Origin of the sequence: Mesorhizobium sp. IMUNJ 23033, from assembly GCF_044778005.1 — a bacterium.
Taxonomy (GTDB): Bacteria; Pseudomonadota; Alphaproteobacteria; order Rhizobiales; family Rhizobiaceae; genus Mesorhizobium; species Mesorhizobium amorphae_A.
The window spans coordinates 1-17,882 of the sequence record NZ_JBJACT010000060.1; the positions used below are offsets into that span (position 1 = coordinate 1).

The 17,882-nt window shown below is 61.9% G+C and carries 14 protein-coding genes and 2 pseudogenes; 9 read left to right on the forward strand and 7 right to left on the reverse strand.

Going from position 1 to position 17,882, the window contains the following annotated elements; genetic code table 11:
• The 3 genes and pseudogenes from ACFX5Q_RS33895 to ACFX5Q_RS33905 form a co-directional block, all read left to right on the forward strand.
• Positions 1 to 176, forward strand: a pseudogene (locus tag ACFX5Q_RS33895) (S-(hydroxymethyl)glutathione dehydrogenase); the annotation flags it as partial.
• A gap of 181 nt (positions 177 to 357) precedes the next feature.
• Positions 358 to 1,212 (forward strand): S-formylglutathione hydrolase, encoded by an 855-nt coding sequence (fghA, locus tag ACFX5Q_RS33900; RefSeq protein WP_404284831.1) that lies wholly within the window; start codon positions 358 to 360, stop codon positions 1,210 to 1,212.
• Between the two features lie 119 nt (positions 1,213 to 1,331).
• On the forward strand, positions 1,332 to 2,066 hold the full coding sequence (locus tag ACFX5Q_RS33905) for an FCD domain-containing protein (protein WP_404284833.1): 735 nt from the start codon (positions 1,332 to 1,334) through the stop codon (positions 2,064 to 2,066).
• 151 nt (positions 2,067 to 2,217) lie between these two features.
• On the opposite strand, the gene ACFX5Q_RS33910 is transcribed toward ACFX5Q_RS33905, so the two are convergent.
• Positions 2,218 to 2,805 (reverse strand): YceI family protein, encoded by a 588-nt coding sequence (locus tag ACFX5Q_RS33910; protein WP_404284835.1) that lies wholly within the window; start codon positions 2,803 to 2,805, stop codon positions 2,218 to 2,220.
• Positions 2,806 to 2,851: 46 nt separating this feature from the next.
• A complete protein-coding gene (locus tag ACFX5Q_RS33915; protein WP_404284837.1) occupies positions 2,852 to 3,715 on the reverse strand; it encodes a hypothetical protein in 864 nt (287 codons plus the stop codon).
• A 277-nt stretch (positions 3,716 to 3,992) separates the two neighbouring features.
• On the opposite strand from ACFX5Q_RS33915, the gene ACFX5Q_RS33920 reads away from it, so the two are divergent.
• Positions 3,993 to 4,919, forward strand: a complete 927-nt coding sequence (locus ACFX5Q_RS33920; protein WP_404284839.1) for an ABC transporter substrate-binding protein — start codon at positions 3,993 to 3,995, stop codon at positions 4,917 to 4,919.
• A gap of 202 nt (positions 4,920 to 5,121) precedes the next feature.
• Here the strand turns inward: ACFX5Q_RS33920 and ACFX5Q_RS33925 are convergent, their stop codons facing one another.
• From ACFX5Q_RS33925 to ACFX5Q_RS33940, 4 genes are all read right to left on the reverse strand, one after another.
• Complete coding sequence (locus ACFX5Q_RS33925; RefSeq protein ID WP_404284841.1) at positions 5,122 to 6,504, reverse strand: aminomethyl transferase family protein; 1,383 nt, start codon at positions 6,502 to 6,504, stop codon at positions 5,122 to 5,124.
• 1,125 nt (positions 6,505 to 7,629) lie between these two features.
• The gene (locus tag ACFX5Q_RS33930) at positions 7,630 to 9,030 is read right to left on the reverse strand and encodes a DUF6600 domain-containing protein (protein ID WP_404284843.1); all 1,401 of its coding nucleotides are present in this window, start codon (positions 9,028 to 9,030) and stop codon (positions 7,630 to 7,632) included.
• Between the two features lie 1,234 nt (positions 9,031 to 10,264).
• Complete coding sequence (locus tag ACFX5Q_RS33935) at positions 10,265 to 10,528, reverse strand: hypothetical protein (RefSeq protein WP_404284845.1); 264 nt, start codon at positions 10,526 to 10,528, stop codon at positions 10,265 to 10,267.
• 260 nt (positions 10,529 to 10,788) lie between these two features.
• Positions 10,789 to 11,031 carry a hypothetical protein gene (locus tag ACFX5Q_RS33940; protein ID WP_404284847.1) on the reverse strand — a complete coding sequence of 81 codons (243 nt, stop codon included), beginning with the start codon at positions 11,029 to 11,031 and terminating at the stop codon, positions 10,789 to 10,791.
• Positions 11,032 to 11,170: 139 nt separating this feature from the next.
• Between ACFX5Q_RS33940 and ACFX5Q_RS33945 the strand changes: the two are divergent.
• The 5 genes and pseudogenes from ACFX5Q_RS33945 to ACFX5Q_RS33965 all read left to right on the forward strand — a co-directional run.
• Positions 11,171 to 11,317, forward strand: a pseudogene (locus ACFX5Q_RS33945) (diguanylate cyclase domain-containing protein); the annotation flags it as partial.
• A 700-nt stretch (positions 11,318 to 12,017) separates the two neighbouring features.
• Positions 12,018 to 13,100, forward strand: a complete 1,083-nt coding sequence (locus tag ACFX5Q_RS33950) for a substrate-binding domain-containing protein (protein ID WP_120019063.1) — start codon at positions 12,018 to 12,020, stop codon at positions 13,098 to 13,100.
• A gap of 78 nt (positions 13,101 to 13,178) precedes the next feature.
• Complete coding sequence (locus ACFX5Q_RS33955) at positions 13,179 to 15,434, forward strand: ABC transporter permease (RefSeq protein ID WP_404284849.1); 2,256 nt, start codon at positions 13,179 to 13,181, stop codon at positions 15,432 to 15,434.
• A complete protein-coding gene (locus ACFX5Q_RS33960) occupies positions 15,427 to 16,209 on the forward strand; it encodes an ATP-binding cassette domain-containing protein (protein WP_404284851.1) in 783 nt (260 codons plus the stop codon). Before ACFX5Q_RS33955 ends, ACFX5Q_RS33960 begins: the two co-directional genes overlap by 8 nt.
• Before the next feature lie 315 nt (positions 16,210 to 16,524).
• On the forward strand, positions 16,525 to 16,953 hold the full coding sequence (locus ACFX5Q_RS33965; RefSeq protein ID WP_404284853.1) for a hypothetical protein: 429 nt from the start codon (positions 16,525 to 16,527) through the stop codon (positions 16,951 to 16,953).
• A gap of 249 nt (positions 16,954 to 17,202) precedes the next feature.
• On the opposite strand, the gene ACFX5Q_RS33970 is transcribed toward ACFX5Q_RS33965, so the two are convergent.
• The gene (locus tag ACFX5Q_RS33970) at positions 17,203 to 17,499 is read right to left on the reverse strand and encodes a YbhB/YbcL family Raf kinase inhibitor-like protein (protein ID WP_404284855.1); all 297 of its coding nucleotides are present in this window, start codon (positions 17,497 to 17,499) and stop codon (positions 17,203 to 17,205) included.
• Positions 17,500 to 17,882 lie beyond the last annotated feature (383 nt).

A 17,882-nucleotide genomic window follows, 5' to 3' on the forward strand; every position in this document is an offset into this window, starting at 1 on the left:
CCGCCTTCGGCGGCGCGCGCGGCCGCACCGACGTGCCGAGGATCGTCGACTGGTACATGGACGGCAAGATCCAGATCGACCCGATGATCACGCACACGCTGAAGCTGGAAGACATCAACAAGGGCTTCGACCTCATGCATGCCGGTGACAGCATTCGCAGCGTCGTGGTCTACTGATCGGTATGAGCCGCACGCCGCGCTGAAAGCTCCATGTTGCAAAATACGCGGCTTCTCCCGAATCGGCGGAAGCCGCACGGCCATTCCGGACGATCCGTTGGTCGATCCACCAAGCTTGATGCAATCACAAACGCTGCGGTAGATACCCCGGCTAGGTTGGCGTTTGGCGGAGAAGGAACACATGCCACAACAGATGAAGCTGATTTCCGCCGCCAAATCACATGGCGGTATCCAGGGGGTCTATTCCCACGCTTCGGATGCCTGCGCCTGCGAAATGACGTTTGCCGTTTTCGTGCCCCCTCAGGCGGCGCAAGGTCCGCTGCCGGTCGTCTGGTACCTGTCAGGACTGACCTGCACCCATGCCAACGTCATGGACAAGGGCGAGTACCGGCGTATGGCGGCCGAACTCGGCCTGATTGTCGTTTGCCCTGATACCAGTCCGCGCGGGGCCGATGTTCCGGATGAAAAAGACAGCTGGCAGTTCGGCAGCGGTGCAGGCTTCTATATCGATGCGACGCAAAAGCCCTACGCAGGAAACTATCGCATGTATTCCTATGTCACCGAGGAATTGCCGGCGTTGATCGCACTGGAATTTTCCGCCGACATGACGCGCCAGGCGATCTTCGGCCATTCAATGGGCGGGCATGGCGCGCTGACGATCGCGCTCAGAAATCCCGCCCGCTTCCGAAGCTGCTCGGGGTTCGCGCCGATCGTGCAGCCGACCACCGCTGGCTGGTCGCGACCGGCGTTCGAAAAGTATCTCGGCGGCGACGAGGCGGCATGGCGCGGGCATGACGCTTGCGCGCTCGTCGAGGACGGTGCGCGGTTCCCGGAATTCCTGGTCGATCAGGGCACGGCCGATGGGTTTCTGCAGGACGGTCTGCGGCCGTGGCTGTTCCAGGAGGCATGCGACCGGGCAGGCATCAGGCTCATCCTGCGCATGCAGGAGGGCTACGATCACTCCTACTTCTTCATTTCGACCTTCATGGACGATCATCTGCGCTGGCATGCCGAGCGGCTGTTGTCCGACCGCTAAGTTCAATACGCTCTGTTCTTCCCCGTCGGACGGCGGGTACCCGCGCGCAAGGGCGACACGTTTGATTATTTCGAAAATCCGCAGTAATCTCCGCGCTAATTCAATGCGGAGTCGTTTGCATGAGCACTACCCTCAAGCCCGCCGGAGAGACACGCGCCGGGGATGTGTTGGCGCGCATGCGCAGCGACATCATCAGCTGCGCCTTGAAGCCGGGAACCAAGCTGCGCTTCGAGACGCTGAAGGAGATGTATGAAGTAAGCTTCTCCACCTTGCGTGAGGCCCTCTCGCGACTGGTGGCCGAAGGTCTGGTTGTCGCGGAGGGGCAGCGCGGTTTCCTGGTCGCGCCGGTCTCGCTCTTTGACCTCAACGATCTGACGGATGTCCGCGTGCTCATCGAACGGCAGTGCATCAAGCTGGCGATCGATCGTGGCGACGATCGCTGGGAGGCGGACATTATGGCCAATTTCCATCGGATGGATCGTCTGCAGAGCCGGCTTGGCGCGAGCTACTACCTATCCGACGACTGGGCTTCGCTGCACGGTGCGTTCCACCTTTCCCTCGTCGCGGCGTGCGGCTCACCGAACCTGCTCGAAATCCGGCAGAAGCTCTTCGAGCGCGCCCACCGCTACCGCAGGATGTCCTCGCAGTTTCGTCCGCAATGGCGCGCAAAAGACGTCGAGCACAAGATGATTATGGATCGGGTCATCGCCCGCGACACCGCCACTGCACAGGATTTGGTCGACCGGCATATCCGCGAGACGACCGAGAATGTCATCGCTCATGCAAGCCACCTTTTCGCGCAAGGCGGCATGGGCGATTCTTTCAGGCGTACGGATCCCGTGGCGGCGGAATAAGCCACGGCAAGTCTCACCGGCGCAATCCGCTGACGAGAATTTCTCAATTGGCTGGAAGGAGGCGGACCGCGCCGATGCGCTCCGCTTCCCGCCATTGTGCGGAATCGAGGTGCCCGGCAGGCCTGTTGCCTGCCGGAAGGTCACCGCTGGTTTACGAACGGGCGCGCCCTTCAACCTGAATAACGAGGCTCACCTCGTCGCCAATCATTCCGAGCGCGGCTTTCATGCCGAAGTCGCTGCGTTTGATCGAAGTGCGCGCGCTGAAGCCGACGACGTGACTCTTGTCCCACGGGTTTTGGCCTTCCTTGTTGAAGGTGACGTCCAGCGTGACGGGCTTGGTAACGCCGGCGATCGTCAGATCGCCCGAGATCGTGCCGGCCTTGGCGTCGGCCGCCTTGAATTCGTGCCCGACAAAGGTGATCTGCGGGAACTCCGTTGCATTGAACCAGTCCGCGCCCTGGATGTCGCTATCGCGCTGGCTGTTGTTGGTTGAGATCCCTGCTACTTTCACCGCAACATCGAGGCTGCTTTCCCCAGGGCGAGCAGCATCGAACTGGAACGAGCCCGAGAATTCCTTCGCGACTCCGATCACCTGCGAGAAGCCGAGATGATCGATGAAGAAAGCAATCCCTGAATGCACGGGATCGATATCGAATGTCCCGGCCGCTGCCCTTTCGGCGGTCAGCGGCAGCCAGGCGATGGTGGCGGCAAGCAAGGTGGTGCGCAGTAACTTCGGCATGGTCGTAGTTCCTCCCTGTTGATGGTTCCGACAGTCCTCTCCCAGGTCATACCGGGAAGCTTGAGCCGTATCGCGCGATCACAGTCGCCAGGGATGCGCCGACAGGCAGCAGGCACATCCCGACAAAAGCGGCGATTCGAACGGCCTTGTTCGTGGCGCGGACCCGGCGCAGTACCGGATCGACGACAAAAGGCGTGACAAAGACCAAGGTGAACACGGCCAGCGCCAGCATGTCGGCCTTGCGCGTGATGAGCGTGACGGTCTGTGCGACCGCGATCATGCCCCCTGCTCCGCCAAGGAGGGATGCGGAGCGAAATCCGAAGTCCGGATTTGAGATGTTGGCGGCGACAATGGCAGCGATGGCGGCTGCAAAAAGCAGGCTGAGCTGGAAGCTCGAGGACGATGCTCCCAACAGCGCGATCGGCGCGAATCCGGCGCATGCGATGCCGAGCAGGGTGGGGCGCCTCATGCAGGATTCGTCCTCGGACTGACCTGTTCCACGGGAAAGGCCATGCATCACCAGCAGGCCCCAAAGTGCTGCTGCCGCCACTTCCGGGAGCGCATCGGGCAGGCGGGCCGTTCCTATATACGCGGCGGACGCGATCGGTTGGGCAAGGAGAAGCGCGCGACCGAGCCCGCTACGGCCGACGGCCTCGACCAGGACACCGAGCGCCGTCCCGATCACGGCCACGAAGAAGATCTTGTTGACTGCGCCCACTGGCGGGAAAGACGGCACCTTGTTGTAGGTGAGCCAGTAGGCGACAAGGAAGCAGGCCGGCACCAGGAGGTCCGTCCAGATCCGCCCGGCGCGCAGCCAGCGCAGCAGCCCGGCAGCGACAAGCGCCAGCAAACCCGCCGTAACCATGCCCAGGATCAGCGCTTCCTGTGGTGATCGCGCCAGGCCGCTCATGTCAGCAATCCCGCAGAGCTTGGGACTGTTGTTCAGGGATATCGGCGAAACTCATGGCGGTGCGCATACGTCCTCCCTTCGGCTTGATCTTGCATCCAGCCGGCTCCCTTATTCGATATGTTGACATACCGATTGTTTTTTAGATACTTATTGGTATCTCAAATTATCATGCCTCTGTCAACATCGGCGGCTCCAAGTGCGCGGGACTGAGCCGCATCTCGCCAGACAGAGGATCAAGCCGGTGCTGCGCCGGAAGTTTTCGAGGGAGGATATCGTCATGATCGATCTGGAACCTGCCGGCCTCGCCGATCTTCGGCTCGCTGGCGGAGCGCAGGGGTTCAACTGGCTTCCCGTCTTCGTTGCCGAGGAGCAGGGCCTTTTCGAAAAGCACGGCGTGCGGATCGTCTACAAGCGCATGGGCAGCGTCGAAAAGGCCACCACGGCCGTTCTCGAGGGCGAAGCGGACCTGGCGATCACGCCACCGGAAGGCGCCGTTGCCGACTTCGTCAGGGGAGGGGAACTGCGCATCATCGCCGCCAACGCCGTGCGCCTGCCGATGTCCATCGTGGCGCGCCCGGGCATCAACTCGCTCGCCGAGCTGAGGGGCAAAAGGATCGGCACCTCCTCGCTGACGGAGGGGACTGCGGTCTACACGCAGATCATGCTGGCCGCGGAAGGGCTGCACTATCCCGGCGACTATGAGTTTGCCTTGGCCGGCATTCATACGAAGCGGTGGGAGGCGCTGCAGGCGGGCGATATCGACTGCGCTCCGCAGCCCGCGCCGTGGAACTTCCTCGCCCAGGACCAGGGCTACAGCCTGCTCGGGGAGGTCTGCGCCGCCATCCCCGAGATACTCTTCACCGCCATCATCGGAAAGGCTCCCTGGCTCGGCGCGAACTGCGATGTGGTGACCAGCTTCCTCAAGGCGCTGATCGAAGCGCATGTGGTCACCAATGATGCGGCCAACCATGGCATCACCCTGCCGATCTTCCAGCGCATCACCACACCCGACAGTGAATCCCTGGCGTGGCGGGGGTTGGATTACATGCGCGGCATGGGCATGTGGCCGGACGGCCTTGCCGTACCAGACAAGGCGCTCAGGACGACGATCGACCTGATGGTCAGGGCTAACTTGCTCGACAAGTCGAAGCGCGACGCAGCGGAAGGCGTCTTCGACAGGCGCTATCTGGAAGGTACCGCCTGATCACCAGCGGCCGGCGAAATTCTCGTCGCGGGTTCATCGTGAACGCTATGCGCATGAAGAAGCGGCCGGTCTCGCGGTCGTTCTGAGCACAGGCATCTCGTCTGCGGCCTCGATGTCGAGGCCGCATTCCAAGGTGATCTGGACATGTTTTGCAGCCGGCAGTCGGCGCTCGACCCGCGCGGTGCCGGCTTCGGTCGGCGCGTCAGTGCTTGCCGGTCTTGATGACCTTTTCGAAGTAGGGTGCCGGCGCGACCTTTGCCCGGATCTCGCGGACCTGGTGCTTCTCCACAGTGTTGCGGCGCGACTCGGGCTCGCCCCACACAAGCGTGACTTCGGTTCCCGGCTGTGCATGCTCGAGGTCGACAAGCCCCAGCGAGATGAAGCGGTTGGCGTTTGCGGTGAAAGACGGCCAGGTCGAGATGCCCGCAACCTTGCCCTTCTTCATGACGGCGTCGACCTGGAATGTGGCGTACATGGGCATCGGCATGTTGAGGAACTTGGCGGGGGTGCCGTTGGCCGGGAAGATGGAGTCCTGCATCACGGCGGCTGCATCCTCGTCGTTCCACTCAAGCGTCACCTTCGTGCGGCGCTGGTTGTTCGCCCTCTCCAGCAAGGCGTCGCGGCCGATGAAGTCGCGGCCGAAATCGATGACGTTCCTGTAGCCGAGCTCGATCGGATCGACATAGTAGTCCGTGATGTCGTCCGACACGAAACTGCCGCCGAGCGAAGCGACCGATTCCAGGAAGTAGTTGTTCAGCCACTCGCGGTAGGGCCTCATGTCGTCGCTGTGATAGATCGCCGGCAGCGGCATCGGCACCCAGCCGGACTCCTGTGCAGTGGTCGAGTAGGCGAGCGCGCCGATCCGGCGCAGCCCGTATTTCTCGCCGGTCTTCTCCAGCGCTTCGCGCACCGCCTGCTGGTCGTCCCAGGCCCCGTAGATCTCGAAGCCGGGTTCGCCGGCCATGCCGTGCCGCAGGGCGCGGACGGATTTGCCTGCAATCTGGAACTCACCGATGTTGAAGAATTTGATCTCCGGCAGGCCGCCACCGCTCACCTCGCGCATCAGCGCAAGGGCGTTCGGTCCCTGGATCTGGACGCGGAACACCTCGCGGGTGCCGGAGCGGATCGAGAAATTGTCGTCCTTTTTCGCCTCGACGTCGTAGTCGCTCTTCTGCGCGTTGTAGAGCACCCAGTCGCTTGCGAAGGGAGCGCCGACGATGCGGAAGAAGTCCTCGGCCTCCCGGAAGATGATGGCGTCGGCGATGTAGAATCCGTCGTGGCCTGCCAGCACGAGCTGTTTGGCGCGCAGGACCGGGAACGGGTCGAACTTGTTGACCGCGATCTCCGAGAGGAAGGGGATGACCTGCGACCCGCGCAGGTGCAGTTCGGTCATGTGGTAGGACTGCTCGAGCAGCGCGCAGCTGTCCTTCCACGCACGCACTTCGTCGCGCCAGTTCGTGAACTCCGGCGGAATGACGGGAAAGCGGTACGGCCCAAGGTTGGAGCCGCGGAGCAGGTTTACCGGTCCTCCCGCAGCTTCCAGGATGCTCTCGAGGCTCTGCAGTCCGTCATTCGTCGTTGCCATATCGGTTCCTCCCAATAAGTGTCAATGCAGAGACCGGATCCAGTGCGCCTCAAGGGCGGCTTTCAGAACAGATTCACCGCGCGAAGATTACTAGGATACTATCAGGTATCCAAAAATCAATTGGAATGTCAATGCGCGATTCTCCCTGGCTGGGGGGCGTCTGAGAAGTCGCCGACAGAGCATAGCGGGTGGTTGGCAATACTTGGCCAAGGCGGGGCAGTGGGCGCCCCCAAGAGCACTTGCCCGGACGAAGTGGGGCTGCGCGAAGCCATGAAGAGCGTGGTCGGCGAGGGACGCGTCCGAGCTGCCTTCTGGGTGAGTTACGTGATGTATCGCGGCCACCTGTCTAGTGCCCGTTCTGGCCCGGACGCTCCTAAGTCATGACCTCTTCTGGGTCGAGAGGGGTCATTGAATACGCGAGTTCGACTGTACGGGTTCGTGGAACCATACGGGATGATACGGGAAGTTCTGCGATTTTGGCCCACGAAAAACTCAATAAAATCAAGGATTACTACGTCCTCCGGGCCACCATGACTATTGGTTTTTGCAACGAAGAAATGCGCTAGTTGGAGCGGTGACGGTACTTTTCGACGCCGGCTAGACGCGCCGTCGAACGCCGCAAAGTGAAAAAAATTGCCCGATTGGTCCCGATAGTTGGTGAAGGCTCAAAAAAGTTTTTGCGACGATTTTCCCTTTAAAATCAAAAGCGTAACTTTTTGACAGTCTGGATGTCGGAGTTTGCGCTGCGTTGAATAGTATTTTACAGTGATTTCAATGGGTTATTTGCTAGTGGGAGTAGGGGGAACGACGATACTGGGGAGGTATCGGCCGACCGGCCGGTCTTAGGCGCAATGTGGCGGAGCATTCACGGAGGTCCTCGACGGAAACGCAAAGCTCGAACGGCAGTCCGAGTTCGGGACACATATGTCAGCTGCGATCAGAAGGATCGCCTTCTCGCGCATGGAAAGCGCTGGTTCGCTCCAGATGGCCAGATGGCCTTATGTTGAACTATTGGTCCGGCAAACTGACCGGCAGTCTCTCGAACGCGCTACCGTCGCAATGGTTCCTGGGCCCGTCAGCGGGCACCGCGGTGAAACAATCGCGGTGCCCTAGCCTCCCACTTAACTAGCAGTTCGCCCCAGTCTGCGGATCGCACGCCTTGTTTTCTTTCTTCTGTGGCTTGGGCTTTGCCGCCTGCTCGGGCTCGGCCTGCTGCTGCTCGGCGGCGGGCTGCTGTTTGGCCTTCGGTTTCTGAGGCTTTGCCGCCTGCTCGGGCTCGGCCTGCTGCTGCTCGACGGCTGGCTGCTGTTTGGCCTTCGGTTTCTGAGGCTTTGCCGCCTGCTCGGGCTCGGCCTGCTGCTGCTCGGCGGCGGGCTGCTTCTTGGCCTTTTTCTGCGGCTTGGCCGCCTGCTCGGGCTCGGCCTGCTGCTGCTCGGCGGCGGGCTGCTTCTTGGCCTTTTTCTGCGGCTTGGCCGCCTGCTCGGGCTCGGCCTGCTGCTGCTCGGCGGCGGGCTGCTCCTTGGCCTTTTTCTGCGGCTTGGCCGCCTGCTCAGGCTCGGCCTGCTGCTGCTCGGCGGCGGGCTGCTCCTTGGCCTTTTTCTGAGGCTTGGCCGCCTGCTCGGGCTCGGCCTGTTCGGTCGTGGCAGCGCCTTCGGTCGGCTTCGATTTCCGGCCAGCCTGAACCTTCTTCACCTCCTCGATATCTTTGATCTCAGCTGGTTTGGCATCGGCATCGGCTTTCACCTCGCCTTCAAAGACCCTGACCGTATTGTTTTCCAATTTGCCGGACTGCTCGGGCGCGTCGGTCTTGCTGACCTTGACGACAGTCACCTCCTGGTTCGTCTCCTTCTCGATCACATCAACATCTATGACTTTGTTGATCACCACGTTGTTCTGGATCGTCACATCGCCAACCGGCTCGGCCGCCTCGACAATGCGCACAAATTCCGGCTCATCACGGATAACGACGACAGAAATGTCCGCAGCAAGGAATTCGCGGGTGGGGACAACGACCCAGTAAAAATCCGGCGTCGCGTCGAAGGTCACCTCGATTGAAATCAAATCCGGATCGCGGCGCGGCGGCAGCGGAGCCCAAATCATGTGCTCCCTGTCACGACGCCAACTCACCCATGCTGGCGCCCAACGAGTGCCCGGAACCCAGTACCAGCCGATGTCGTCGGCATAGCCCCACCGGCCGTAGTGGTACGTCGCCCAGCCGAATGGCTCGTCGGATACCCAGAGCCAGCCATACTGCTCGGTATAGACCCAGTGTCCAAGGGTATACGGACGCCAATCGTCAGGTACATCAACCGGCACGAAAACTGTCGCTCCGTGGTAAGAAACCCAATCACCATGGGAAGACAAGTCGTGGTAGAATGTGCTGATCGAAATGTCGGTGGCAGCCCTTGCCTCGGACACAAGCGACAATGGCGTAATCGGGTTGGGAATCTCAACGACCGTGAGCAGACAGGCGGTTACGCCGCTCAGCATCAGTCGGACCGCATTTGGGGCAAGGACGCGTTTCATCCTAGTTATCCTCCGAAACAGATCGCCCTTCATCTTACAAATTCGCCGGTTGTCGGATTGTTCCATCTCGCTAACGCTATCGCACCCCACAACGGCTCGGCATCGCAAGCGTTCCGAGAGCTCGCATGCTCCTTTTCGCCCAAAACGTTGATCCGCGTAACGGACGTTGGCCCCGGCGGCTATCCATTCTAGCCAGCACGCGTGGCTGGGCGGTCGCTGGCGTCGCTTCACCAGAAGCGGGGACGTTCCTTGCCGATGGTCGCGCGATGAGTTGATTGCCAGGATCACGAAAGATCTGCCCGAAGCGGTCGACAAGCTAACATAGACGGCGAACTGCCAGCAGCAAACCCGAGCCTAGAGACCGAAGAAATCACACTCCTCGATCAGGTGCCGCCACGCACGCCTGAGCGGTAGGGCAGCGATTGGGTGCTGCCCGCGCCGGCCAGATCACCGGTCCTGTTGCCGCTGCTCCCGCCGTCGCTGGTACATCCGCAGTCGACGGCGGGTGCAACGGCCGGTGCTTGGAATTGCACCGGCCTGCGAGTGAATTTACAGCCGCATTGGCTGTCACTCAATTAAGGCTAAGTACGGGTGACCATCATCCTTTCAGAGGCGCACCGGACCTGTGCCATTCCACCGGATGAACTGGACTTCCTTCCCCGTTCCCGCACCGGCTTCAACAGCACCTCATGCAGGGTCCGCGTCGATCGGAAGTGCTCGCACGTTGGCGATATCAGCGGGCAGACGATGGCCTTATGCAGCCCTTCCGCTGCCTGCAGAAACTTCTCCAAATCCTGACCCGATAGTTGCTTCGGATGATTGCGTCTGACCATGGCGACCTCCTGTTGAGAGAAATCGCCCCACATAGGATTATGGTCCTACATCGCAAATCTGGGATCAAGGGCAAATCTGGGATCAAGGGTTGTTTTGGGCTACCTCGCAGGAAGCAGTCGGGCCACCGCCCAAGCAGGCCATTTTGCGAGAGGCGCGGGAACACAAATTCGCGTACCTCGTTGCAAATGTTGGCCGGAAGCCCTTGCCCCATACCCTCGCCGGCCTTGATAGGCCCGCTGCTGTCCCTCGGCGGCGGGCCATTTCAGCGAAGCAGCACATAGACGCCTAAGCCAGCCATAAGCAGGCAAGCGGCCATTCCGATCATGTCCCGCTGCCTTTAGCGCCAGACGGCGCCAGCGAGCATCGAGGCGGTGATGGCGGCGATGTAGAGAGCGATCAACTAGGCCGAGCGGTCTGATTGGACCACGACGTTGTGGCGGTAGGTTCGACCAACAAGCATCTTGACGCATCCGATCAGAAACACGAAAGCGCCAAGCGCCACTACACATAACGGTAGAAAGAGCTGCGGATAGGAACGTGCCAACTCGTTCAACAGCCACGCATAGCCTAAACCGCCGACGATGGGCCCTCCCACAAACATCAGCGTGCCGACTCGCCCGTCCTCGGTGAATTCCTGTTGGCTCTGGATTTCGATGTTCGTCATTGCTCCCCCATTTGGTGAAGGGGAAGGATTGCGCCAGTTGAGCGCAAACACAAGTCTTCGCCCTCGCAAGGTCGCTTGACGATTTCAGCAAGGGGAAGATGGCCGGCGCCGCTGGTGGAGGTTGCCCGATAAGGCGCCGGCAGGCAGAATCAGGTCCGCCCGCGGCTCGATCGACAGCAGAGTCTTTACGTTACGTCATGTGCGTTACGCTGCCGGCGCCGTCTCTTGCCATATCTTCTCCTCACCGCCAAGCTTGGCCATTACAAAGCCCGCGGTAATGCCAAGTAATCCTCATAGAACTTACGCACCAGCGGCACCGCGCGGCCTGTGTGCAACGGATCCTGCGCCGGAAAGCCACGACGCTCTAATGTCGGCAGGACCGCCTTTAGCCAGTAGTTTGCCCGCGCGCGACCAACGATTGAGGTGGCAATTTCCAGATCGGTAGCGAAGAGCGGAAGCCGATCAAGGGCGGCGTTGGTGAGTGTGCGAGGTGGTTCGGTCATGCAAGCGGGGCTAGCCCGCCAGCGCAAAACCGACGGCGACACCAAGGCCGAACACGATGCCCGCGGCGAATTTGGCGCCAAGCTCGATTGCGAGAACTCCGGCCATACCGCGCCAGTTCAGGCGGGGACGCAAACATGCCGTGTGTCGCGCCGCGTCACTCTCAGCATTGGAGTTGCAGTTCAGACGGCTGACGAGGCCATCTCACCGGAGCAGTTGCAGCGTCGGGCGGATGCGGCACTTTATCTTGCCAAGCAAACCGGCCGCAACCGAGTGCTGCTCCACTGACCGGAGTCATCCCAACGCAAACAGTCAGTCGACACGGTGATGCCAGCCCGTGACGCGATAGTAGAATAGTAGCTTCGCTACCGTCTGGAACAGTCGAGGCATGCGAAGGTTTGACTCGAAGCTGACTTAAGCACGGCGCGACGTGAACGACCGCTTTGCGCCTCATCTCGGTCATTAAAGTTAGCTGTGCGACTGCCTTAAAGCGGACATTACCGGCGACCGCGCTGGAGGTCGCGGGTGCGCCATTTGCGGACCTTCCCGGGTAAGACAGCTAAAGGCGCGTCACTGTATCCAATTGCAGTCATTCGCATTGGCCAATTTCTAGCGAACGATCAATCCTCGCTTGCGAGCGGCGGATTCGGCCGTCCAAATGCAGTCGCCGTTTTCATCACTTCCCGCATCGCTGCTGCCCCGGCGTCGAACTTCTTCTCGAACACCGTCATGTCGATCTGATTTCCGTTCGGGATCACGCTCCGCCGACCAGAAGCCTTCCGAACTCTTAGCAGGACCCGGTTGCGTTAGGAGACCTTTCGACGGCGCGGATGCTTTCCGCTCTGAACCAATTCGTCGGTGAAAGTGGGAGCACTATTTACGTGGGCAGGCTTTGGGCAGAATATACGGGGTGGAAGGAAGCATTCGGAATCCCCTGAATAAATGCGCCCGAACGGCTTCCGACCGTTAGTTGCAAGGGAGGATAATCATGAAACATATTTTCCCGCTCGCGGTGTGTGCCGCGGCGTTATCGCTCGGCGTATCGAACGCCTACGCACAATCGGGCGGCGTCGATAAGGCGGTCGGCGGCTACAGCTTCGAAGAAGCCGCAAAGGAGGCCCCCGGTACCAAGGACTTCCATTCGGCCGATGGTCATCTCACTTTCGCTATCGTGACACACACTGCCGGCAATGGCTTCTTCGATCCGGTCTACGTCGGCGCGACCGTCGCCGGCAACCTGATCGGCGCCAAGGTTCTGCTGCTTGGCGCGGAATCGCCGACCGACGACCCGGCCCGCGAGATCGAAATCCTGAACCAGATCGTGCAGGATCCGACGATCGACGGGCTGATCATGACAACGCCCCAGGTCGGCGCCTATAACGACATTGTCAAGGCCGCCGAGGCGAAGGGCATACCGGTCGCCACGACCAATTCCTTTGACGGCACGATCCTCAACCGCAGCGGCATCGGGCACACCGGCCAGGACGCCTCCGCTGCCGCAATCGCCGGCGAGGCGCTCGTCAAGTGCCTCGCGGACAAGGGTATCGAGAAGGGTTCGATCGTCCTGCCGTCGTCGACCGCAATGGGCAACATCGAGGTGAACAATCGCGTCACTTCGGCCTTCAACGCCATCGTCAAGGGCTTGAAGGATGCCGGCAAGCTTGATGCCTTCAAGGTCGACGCGGGTCCGGAGAACACCGGTATCGACACCAATCCGAATGATCCGGTGAACGGCATCGTGACGCTGTTCGAATCGCGCGGCGACGTCGTTGGCGCGTTCGCCGGCAACAACGTGTTCACGCCGGCGCTTGCCAAGGCCGTCGCTCAGGCCGGAATGACCGGCAAGATCTGCGCCTACGGTTTCGACCTCGGCCCGGCCCAGCAGGATGCGATGAAGAGCGGCGATCTGACCGGCGCGCTCGGGCAGCAGCCTTTCTTGCAGGGCTTCTGGCCGGTTATGCAGCTCTATCTGCAGATCGACCGCGGCATCGCGGCGGCCAATCTCGACACGCGCGCCCAACTCGTGACGCAGGAGACTGTCGGAAACGTCGGCAAGCGCTTCGAGAACTGATTTCGCTCGGAACGTTTGAAATCGGTGCGGGAGGGCGCGAGTTCCCCCGCAGCGACGGCAACGACCAGAGGGGGACCCATGGCGCCCACCGCGACCAAATCGCCCGGCCGTGCGCCGCCCCAGCTTGTCGGCGGCTGGGAGGCGGGGCTGCTTGCCCTGCTTTTGCTGCTCTATCTCGGCGGCGCTTTCGTCAACCCCGCGTTCTTCGGCTCGACCGAGGCGCTCCACGCCCTGCTGCGCGACACCTCGCGGGTGGCCATCATCGCGGTCGGGATGACCTTCGTCATCGTCAACAAGGACCTCGACCTGTCGGTCGGCTCCACCTACGGACTGGTCGCCGTGGTGTTCGCCCGTCTGTTCGCCCCGAGCTTCCTCGATCTCGGCATCGTCCCCTCGGTGGTCCTCTGCCTGCTGCTCGGCACGCTGATCGGGCTGATCAACGGCGTGCTCGTCACCGTCCTGAAGGTGCCGGCGTTCATCGGCACGCTGACCATCCTCTTCATCGGCCGCGGCTTCGTGCTGGCGCTGACCCATGGCCAGTCGATCTACTATCCCGCCAAGGCGAGCGAGCATCCGCTGTTCTTCCACTTCGGCGAGACCAACGTCCTGGGTTTCAACAACCAGATCGTGGTCTTCGCCGTCGTCGCCGTCGTCGGCGCCTATGTGCTTGCCAAGACCCGCTGGGGCTACGAGACCTTCGCCACCGGCGGCAACGAGCAGGCAGCGGGCTATGCCGGCATCCCGACCAACTGGGTGCGCATCCGGGCCTACCTGATCTCCTCGCTCTGCGCGACCCTCGCCGGGCTGCTGTCGGCCGCCCAGGACAAGGGCGTGACCCCGCTATACGGCGTCAGCGGTGAACTGACCGTCATTGCCGCCGTCATCATCGGCGGCGCCTCGATCCTCGGCGGCCGCGGCCGGGTTGCCGGGTCCTGCCTCGGGGCCATGCTGGTCGTGCTGCTCGACAAGGTGCTGCGCGAGGGCTGGCCGATCACGCGCGTCATCAAGATCGGCGACGAGGAAATCACGGTCAACGCCGTCTTCTCGCTGCCGGTCGGCGCGGTGCCGGTCTTCCTCGGGCTGCTGCTCATCGTCGCGGTGCTCATCGAGCCCTATCTCATCCGCCGCCAGGTGGCAGGGCGCCTCTGGGCCTGGCTCCGCGGCCGGCCGCCGCCACCGGCCTACGAGATCGGCGGCATCGCGATCGAGGGGGTGCAGACCAAGGGCGCGATGGCGACCGACATGGCGCTGTCGGCCACCGGATTCGGCAAGTTCCTCGCCCGGCGCGACGCGCTCGCCATCATCCTGACCGCGCTCCTGTGGCTGACCGGCCTCGCGCTCCGGCCGGACTACTGGTGGAACCTGTCCAACAGCTTCGCGATCCTGCTCAACTACACCGAGCTTGCGCTGATCACCGTAGGGCTCACCTACGTCATCGCCGCCGGCGACATCGACCTCTCCGTCGGGGCGGTGCTCGCCCTCGCCGGCAGCACCGCCGCCTATTTCCTGAAGGTCCTCGACGCTGACCCACTTACCGCCGTGGCGATGGGCCTGCTCGCGGGCATGTGCGCCGGCCTCGTCAACGCGATCGTCACCGTCGGCTTCAAGCTGCCGGCCTTCATCGCCACGCTGGGTATGTTCTACATCGCCCGCGGCCTCGCCGCCTGGTTCGTCGCCGGGCAGCAGCTCACCGGCTGGCCCGAGGGCTACAACCTGCTTGGCCGCAAGGTGAACGATATCCTGCTGCACTACCGCATCTCGCTCCCGGACGGGCTCCTGCGCTCGGTCGCCGAGGTGGTGAGCGTCCAGACCATCTGGATGCTGTTCGTCGCCCTCATTGCCGGCGTCGTGCTCGCCTACATGCCGTTCGGGCAGAAGGTCTATGCGACCGGCGGCAACATTCGCGCCGCCGCCTATGCCGGCATCAACACCAACCGGGTGCGGTTCCTCGCGCTCATGCTGGCGGCGCTCTGCGCGACAATGGCCGGGATCATCAACGTCGCCTACTTCCGCAGCTTCAACCCGGTGGCCGGCCAGTTCCGCGAGCTCGACGCCATCGCCTCGGTGATCATCGGCGGCGGTTCGATCTTCGGCGGCTACGGCACCGTGATCGGGGCGCTCGCCGGGGCGGCAGTGATCACCCTGATCCGGGCGCTGCTGCAGCTCAACGTCCAGGGCCTCGCCATGCCGCAGCACTGGATCAACGTCTTCATCGGTGGCATCCTGATCGTGGCGGTGCTGATCGACATCTGGGTGCGCCAGGCCAACATCTTCGGCCGCCTGCGGGTTCGCCTCGCGCGGCGCACAAGAACGGCGGAAACCACCCATGCGTGACGCGACTAAGCCTGCACCAATCGTAGAAATGCGGGGCATCGAAAAAGCCTTCGGTGCGGTGCAGGCGCTCCGCAACGTCGACCTCGTGCTCTATCCCGGCGAGATCCTGGGCCTCGTCGGCGACAACTCGGCCGGCAAGTCGACGCTGATGAAGATCCTGACCGGCGCCTACCAGCGCGACGCCGGCGGCGAGGTCTTCGTCGCCGGGCAGCCGGTGCGCTTCAAGAGCCCGCACGAAAGCCGCGACGCCGGCATCGAGATGATCTACCAGGACTTCGCGCTCTGCGGGAATATGGATGTCGGTCAGAACATCTTTCTTGGCCGTTGGCCGCGCAAGGGCCTTTTCGTCAATCGGCGGAAAATGTACGCGGAAGCCGACAGCGTGCTGAAGCGGCTCAAGGTCGACGTGAACTCCGTCTATCAAAAGGTCGAGAGCCTGTCGGGTGGCCGCCAGCAATCTGTGGCGATTGCCCGCGCGATCTCCTTCCAGCCGCGCGTGGTGATCCTCGACGAGCCGACCGCCAATCTCTCGGTGATGGCGACCGAGCGGCTGCTCGAGACCATGCTGGAACTGAAAAAGCAGGGCGTTGCCCAGATCATCATCTCCCACCGCCTCGTTGACATCTTCGCTGTGGGCGACCGCGTGATGGTGCTGAAGCGCGGCGAGAACGTCGGCGATCGCTACATCAGGAACACCGACGAGCATGAGGTCCTGGAGATCATCGTCTCCGGCACGCGAGAGCACGCACTTACGGCCGATGAGGCAAGGCTTTGACCGTTCAGGATCACTTTTCTCCAGCCGTGGCTGTCAAACAGAATGGCAGCTTCCACTCCCCGTGTAGACCTTGAAGCGTGAGGCGCGTGCAGAGTGGGACCGACCGTGACTGATGGTTTGTCTTCCATGGCAATTCGCCTTGGCTATAAATTCATCGAAAACGGCAGGGTTCCCCTGAGCCGGTAGGCATTTGACGGTCATTCCTGCCGCCAGTCCGGTTTCTTTCCCGGCCAGCACCTTCACTCTTGCCGGCGCGTCGCAGCGCAATAATTTTTGGTGAGGAGGGGTAGTTCGCCCATCAAGAGGAGCCTGCCCATGAAACACCAAACACTCGACCAGTTGCATGCGGTCGCAAAAGTCGAATCCTCGGCAATCTATTCAATGACACGAAACCAGCGGATCGAGCGTTGGGCCGAGCTTCTCGATCAACGCCCCGAGCGGTGCCTTGGAGCCTTTACCGGCACCGAATACCTGCGTCCCGAAGCACGTGACAAAGTGCGTGGTGAAGGATCACCCATCACCGTTGCCTTCGAAGACCCGGTACTGCGCGCCCTGGGCCTGAAGGACGATACGTATGGTGAGGCAAAACGCTTCTTCGAACTGGACGACTGGCATTTGCACGACATCGTCTGCGATTGCCACGTCGGCGCAACGATGCAAGCGCGGTGGGCCGCCGGAAGGGTTCGCGCGACTATTCGCGGATACAGGCTTCTTAACTGGTTGAGGCGGAAGATCGCGCACTAGCGAAAGCAGCCTGTGACCTTATGGATCGGTGCGGATCACCATCGCGCCGCGCCCGATCTCCATCGCCTGCTTTTTTAGCCCTTATCTTCGCGAAATAGGCGCTCGGTTTGCCGATCGTCTTTCCTGTGTTCCGCGCGACTGCTGCGCTGTCATGTCACGATTGCGCAGATGGTCAGGATTGCCAACAGCGGGCCGCGGCAACGACGCGGACATGCGTCCAGTTTCCCTAGTCAGGTGGCGGGCGAAATATCATCTGTCGCGCTCGTAGGTCCCCACCAGCTCGGCCTCCTCCAGGACAGCTTCTTGCCAAATGCGCTCCACGCCCGTGTCGGCTGGAATACCCAGGCTCGGAATATCGAGCGCGGCCAGCCGAAAGCGATAGTGATGCACGCCGTGTCCGACCGGCGGTTGAGGGCCGTCATAGTAAGCGTTGCCGAAATCGTTGGTAGCCTGCCGGAGCGCATCGGGGCCAGGCTTGCCGCTCTCGGCCTCGATCAGTTTGTCGAGGTCCGGCGGAATGTTGAAAACGCCCCAATGACCGAACATTCCGCTCGGCGCGTCGGGATCCTGGACGACAAGAACGAGGCTCTTTGCGTTGTCGCGAGGGGGCCGCGCTGTGCGCAGCTAGCAGAGGTAGGCTGTGCAGTCCGTCACTGCGGACTTCTCGTCGTGACCTGATGTTGCCGTTGAGAGGCCCACGCGATGACGACCGCTTTGCGCCGCATGTCGGCCGTAGAGAATCAGCTTCGTCTGGTGCTGAAAGCAGATGAGGTGGATGGCTCCCGCTCCCGGCATCACAGTGCCACAGTGGGTTTGCTGTCAGGCAACCCGAGCTAAGGAGCCATCCGCCATGCAGATTACCACCGTGGGCCTTGATCTGGCCAAGCGCATTTTTCAAGTTCACGCCGTCGACGCGTCTGGAGACGTTG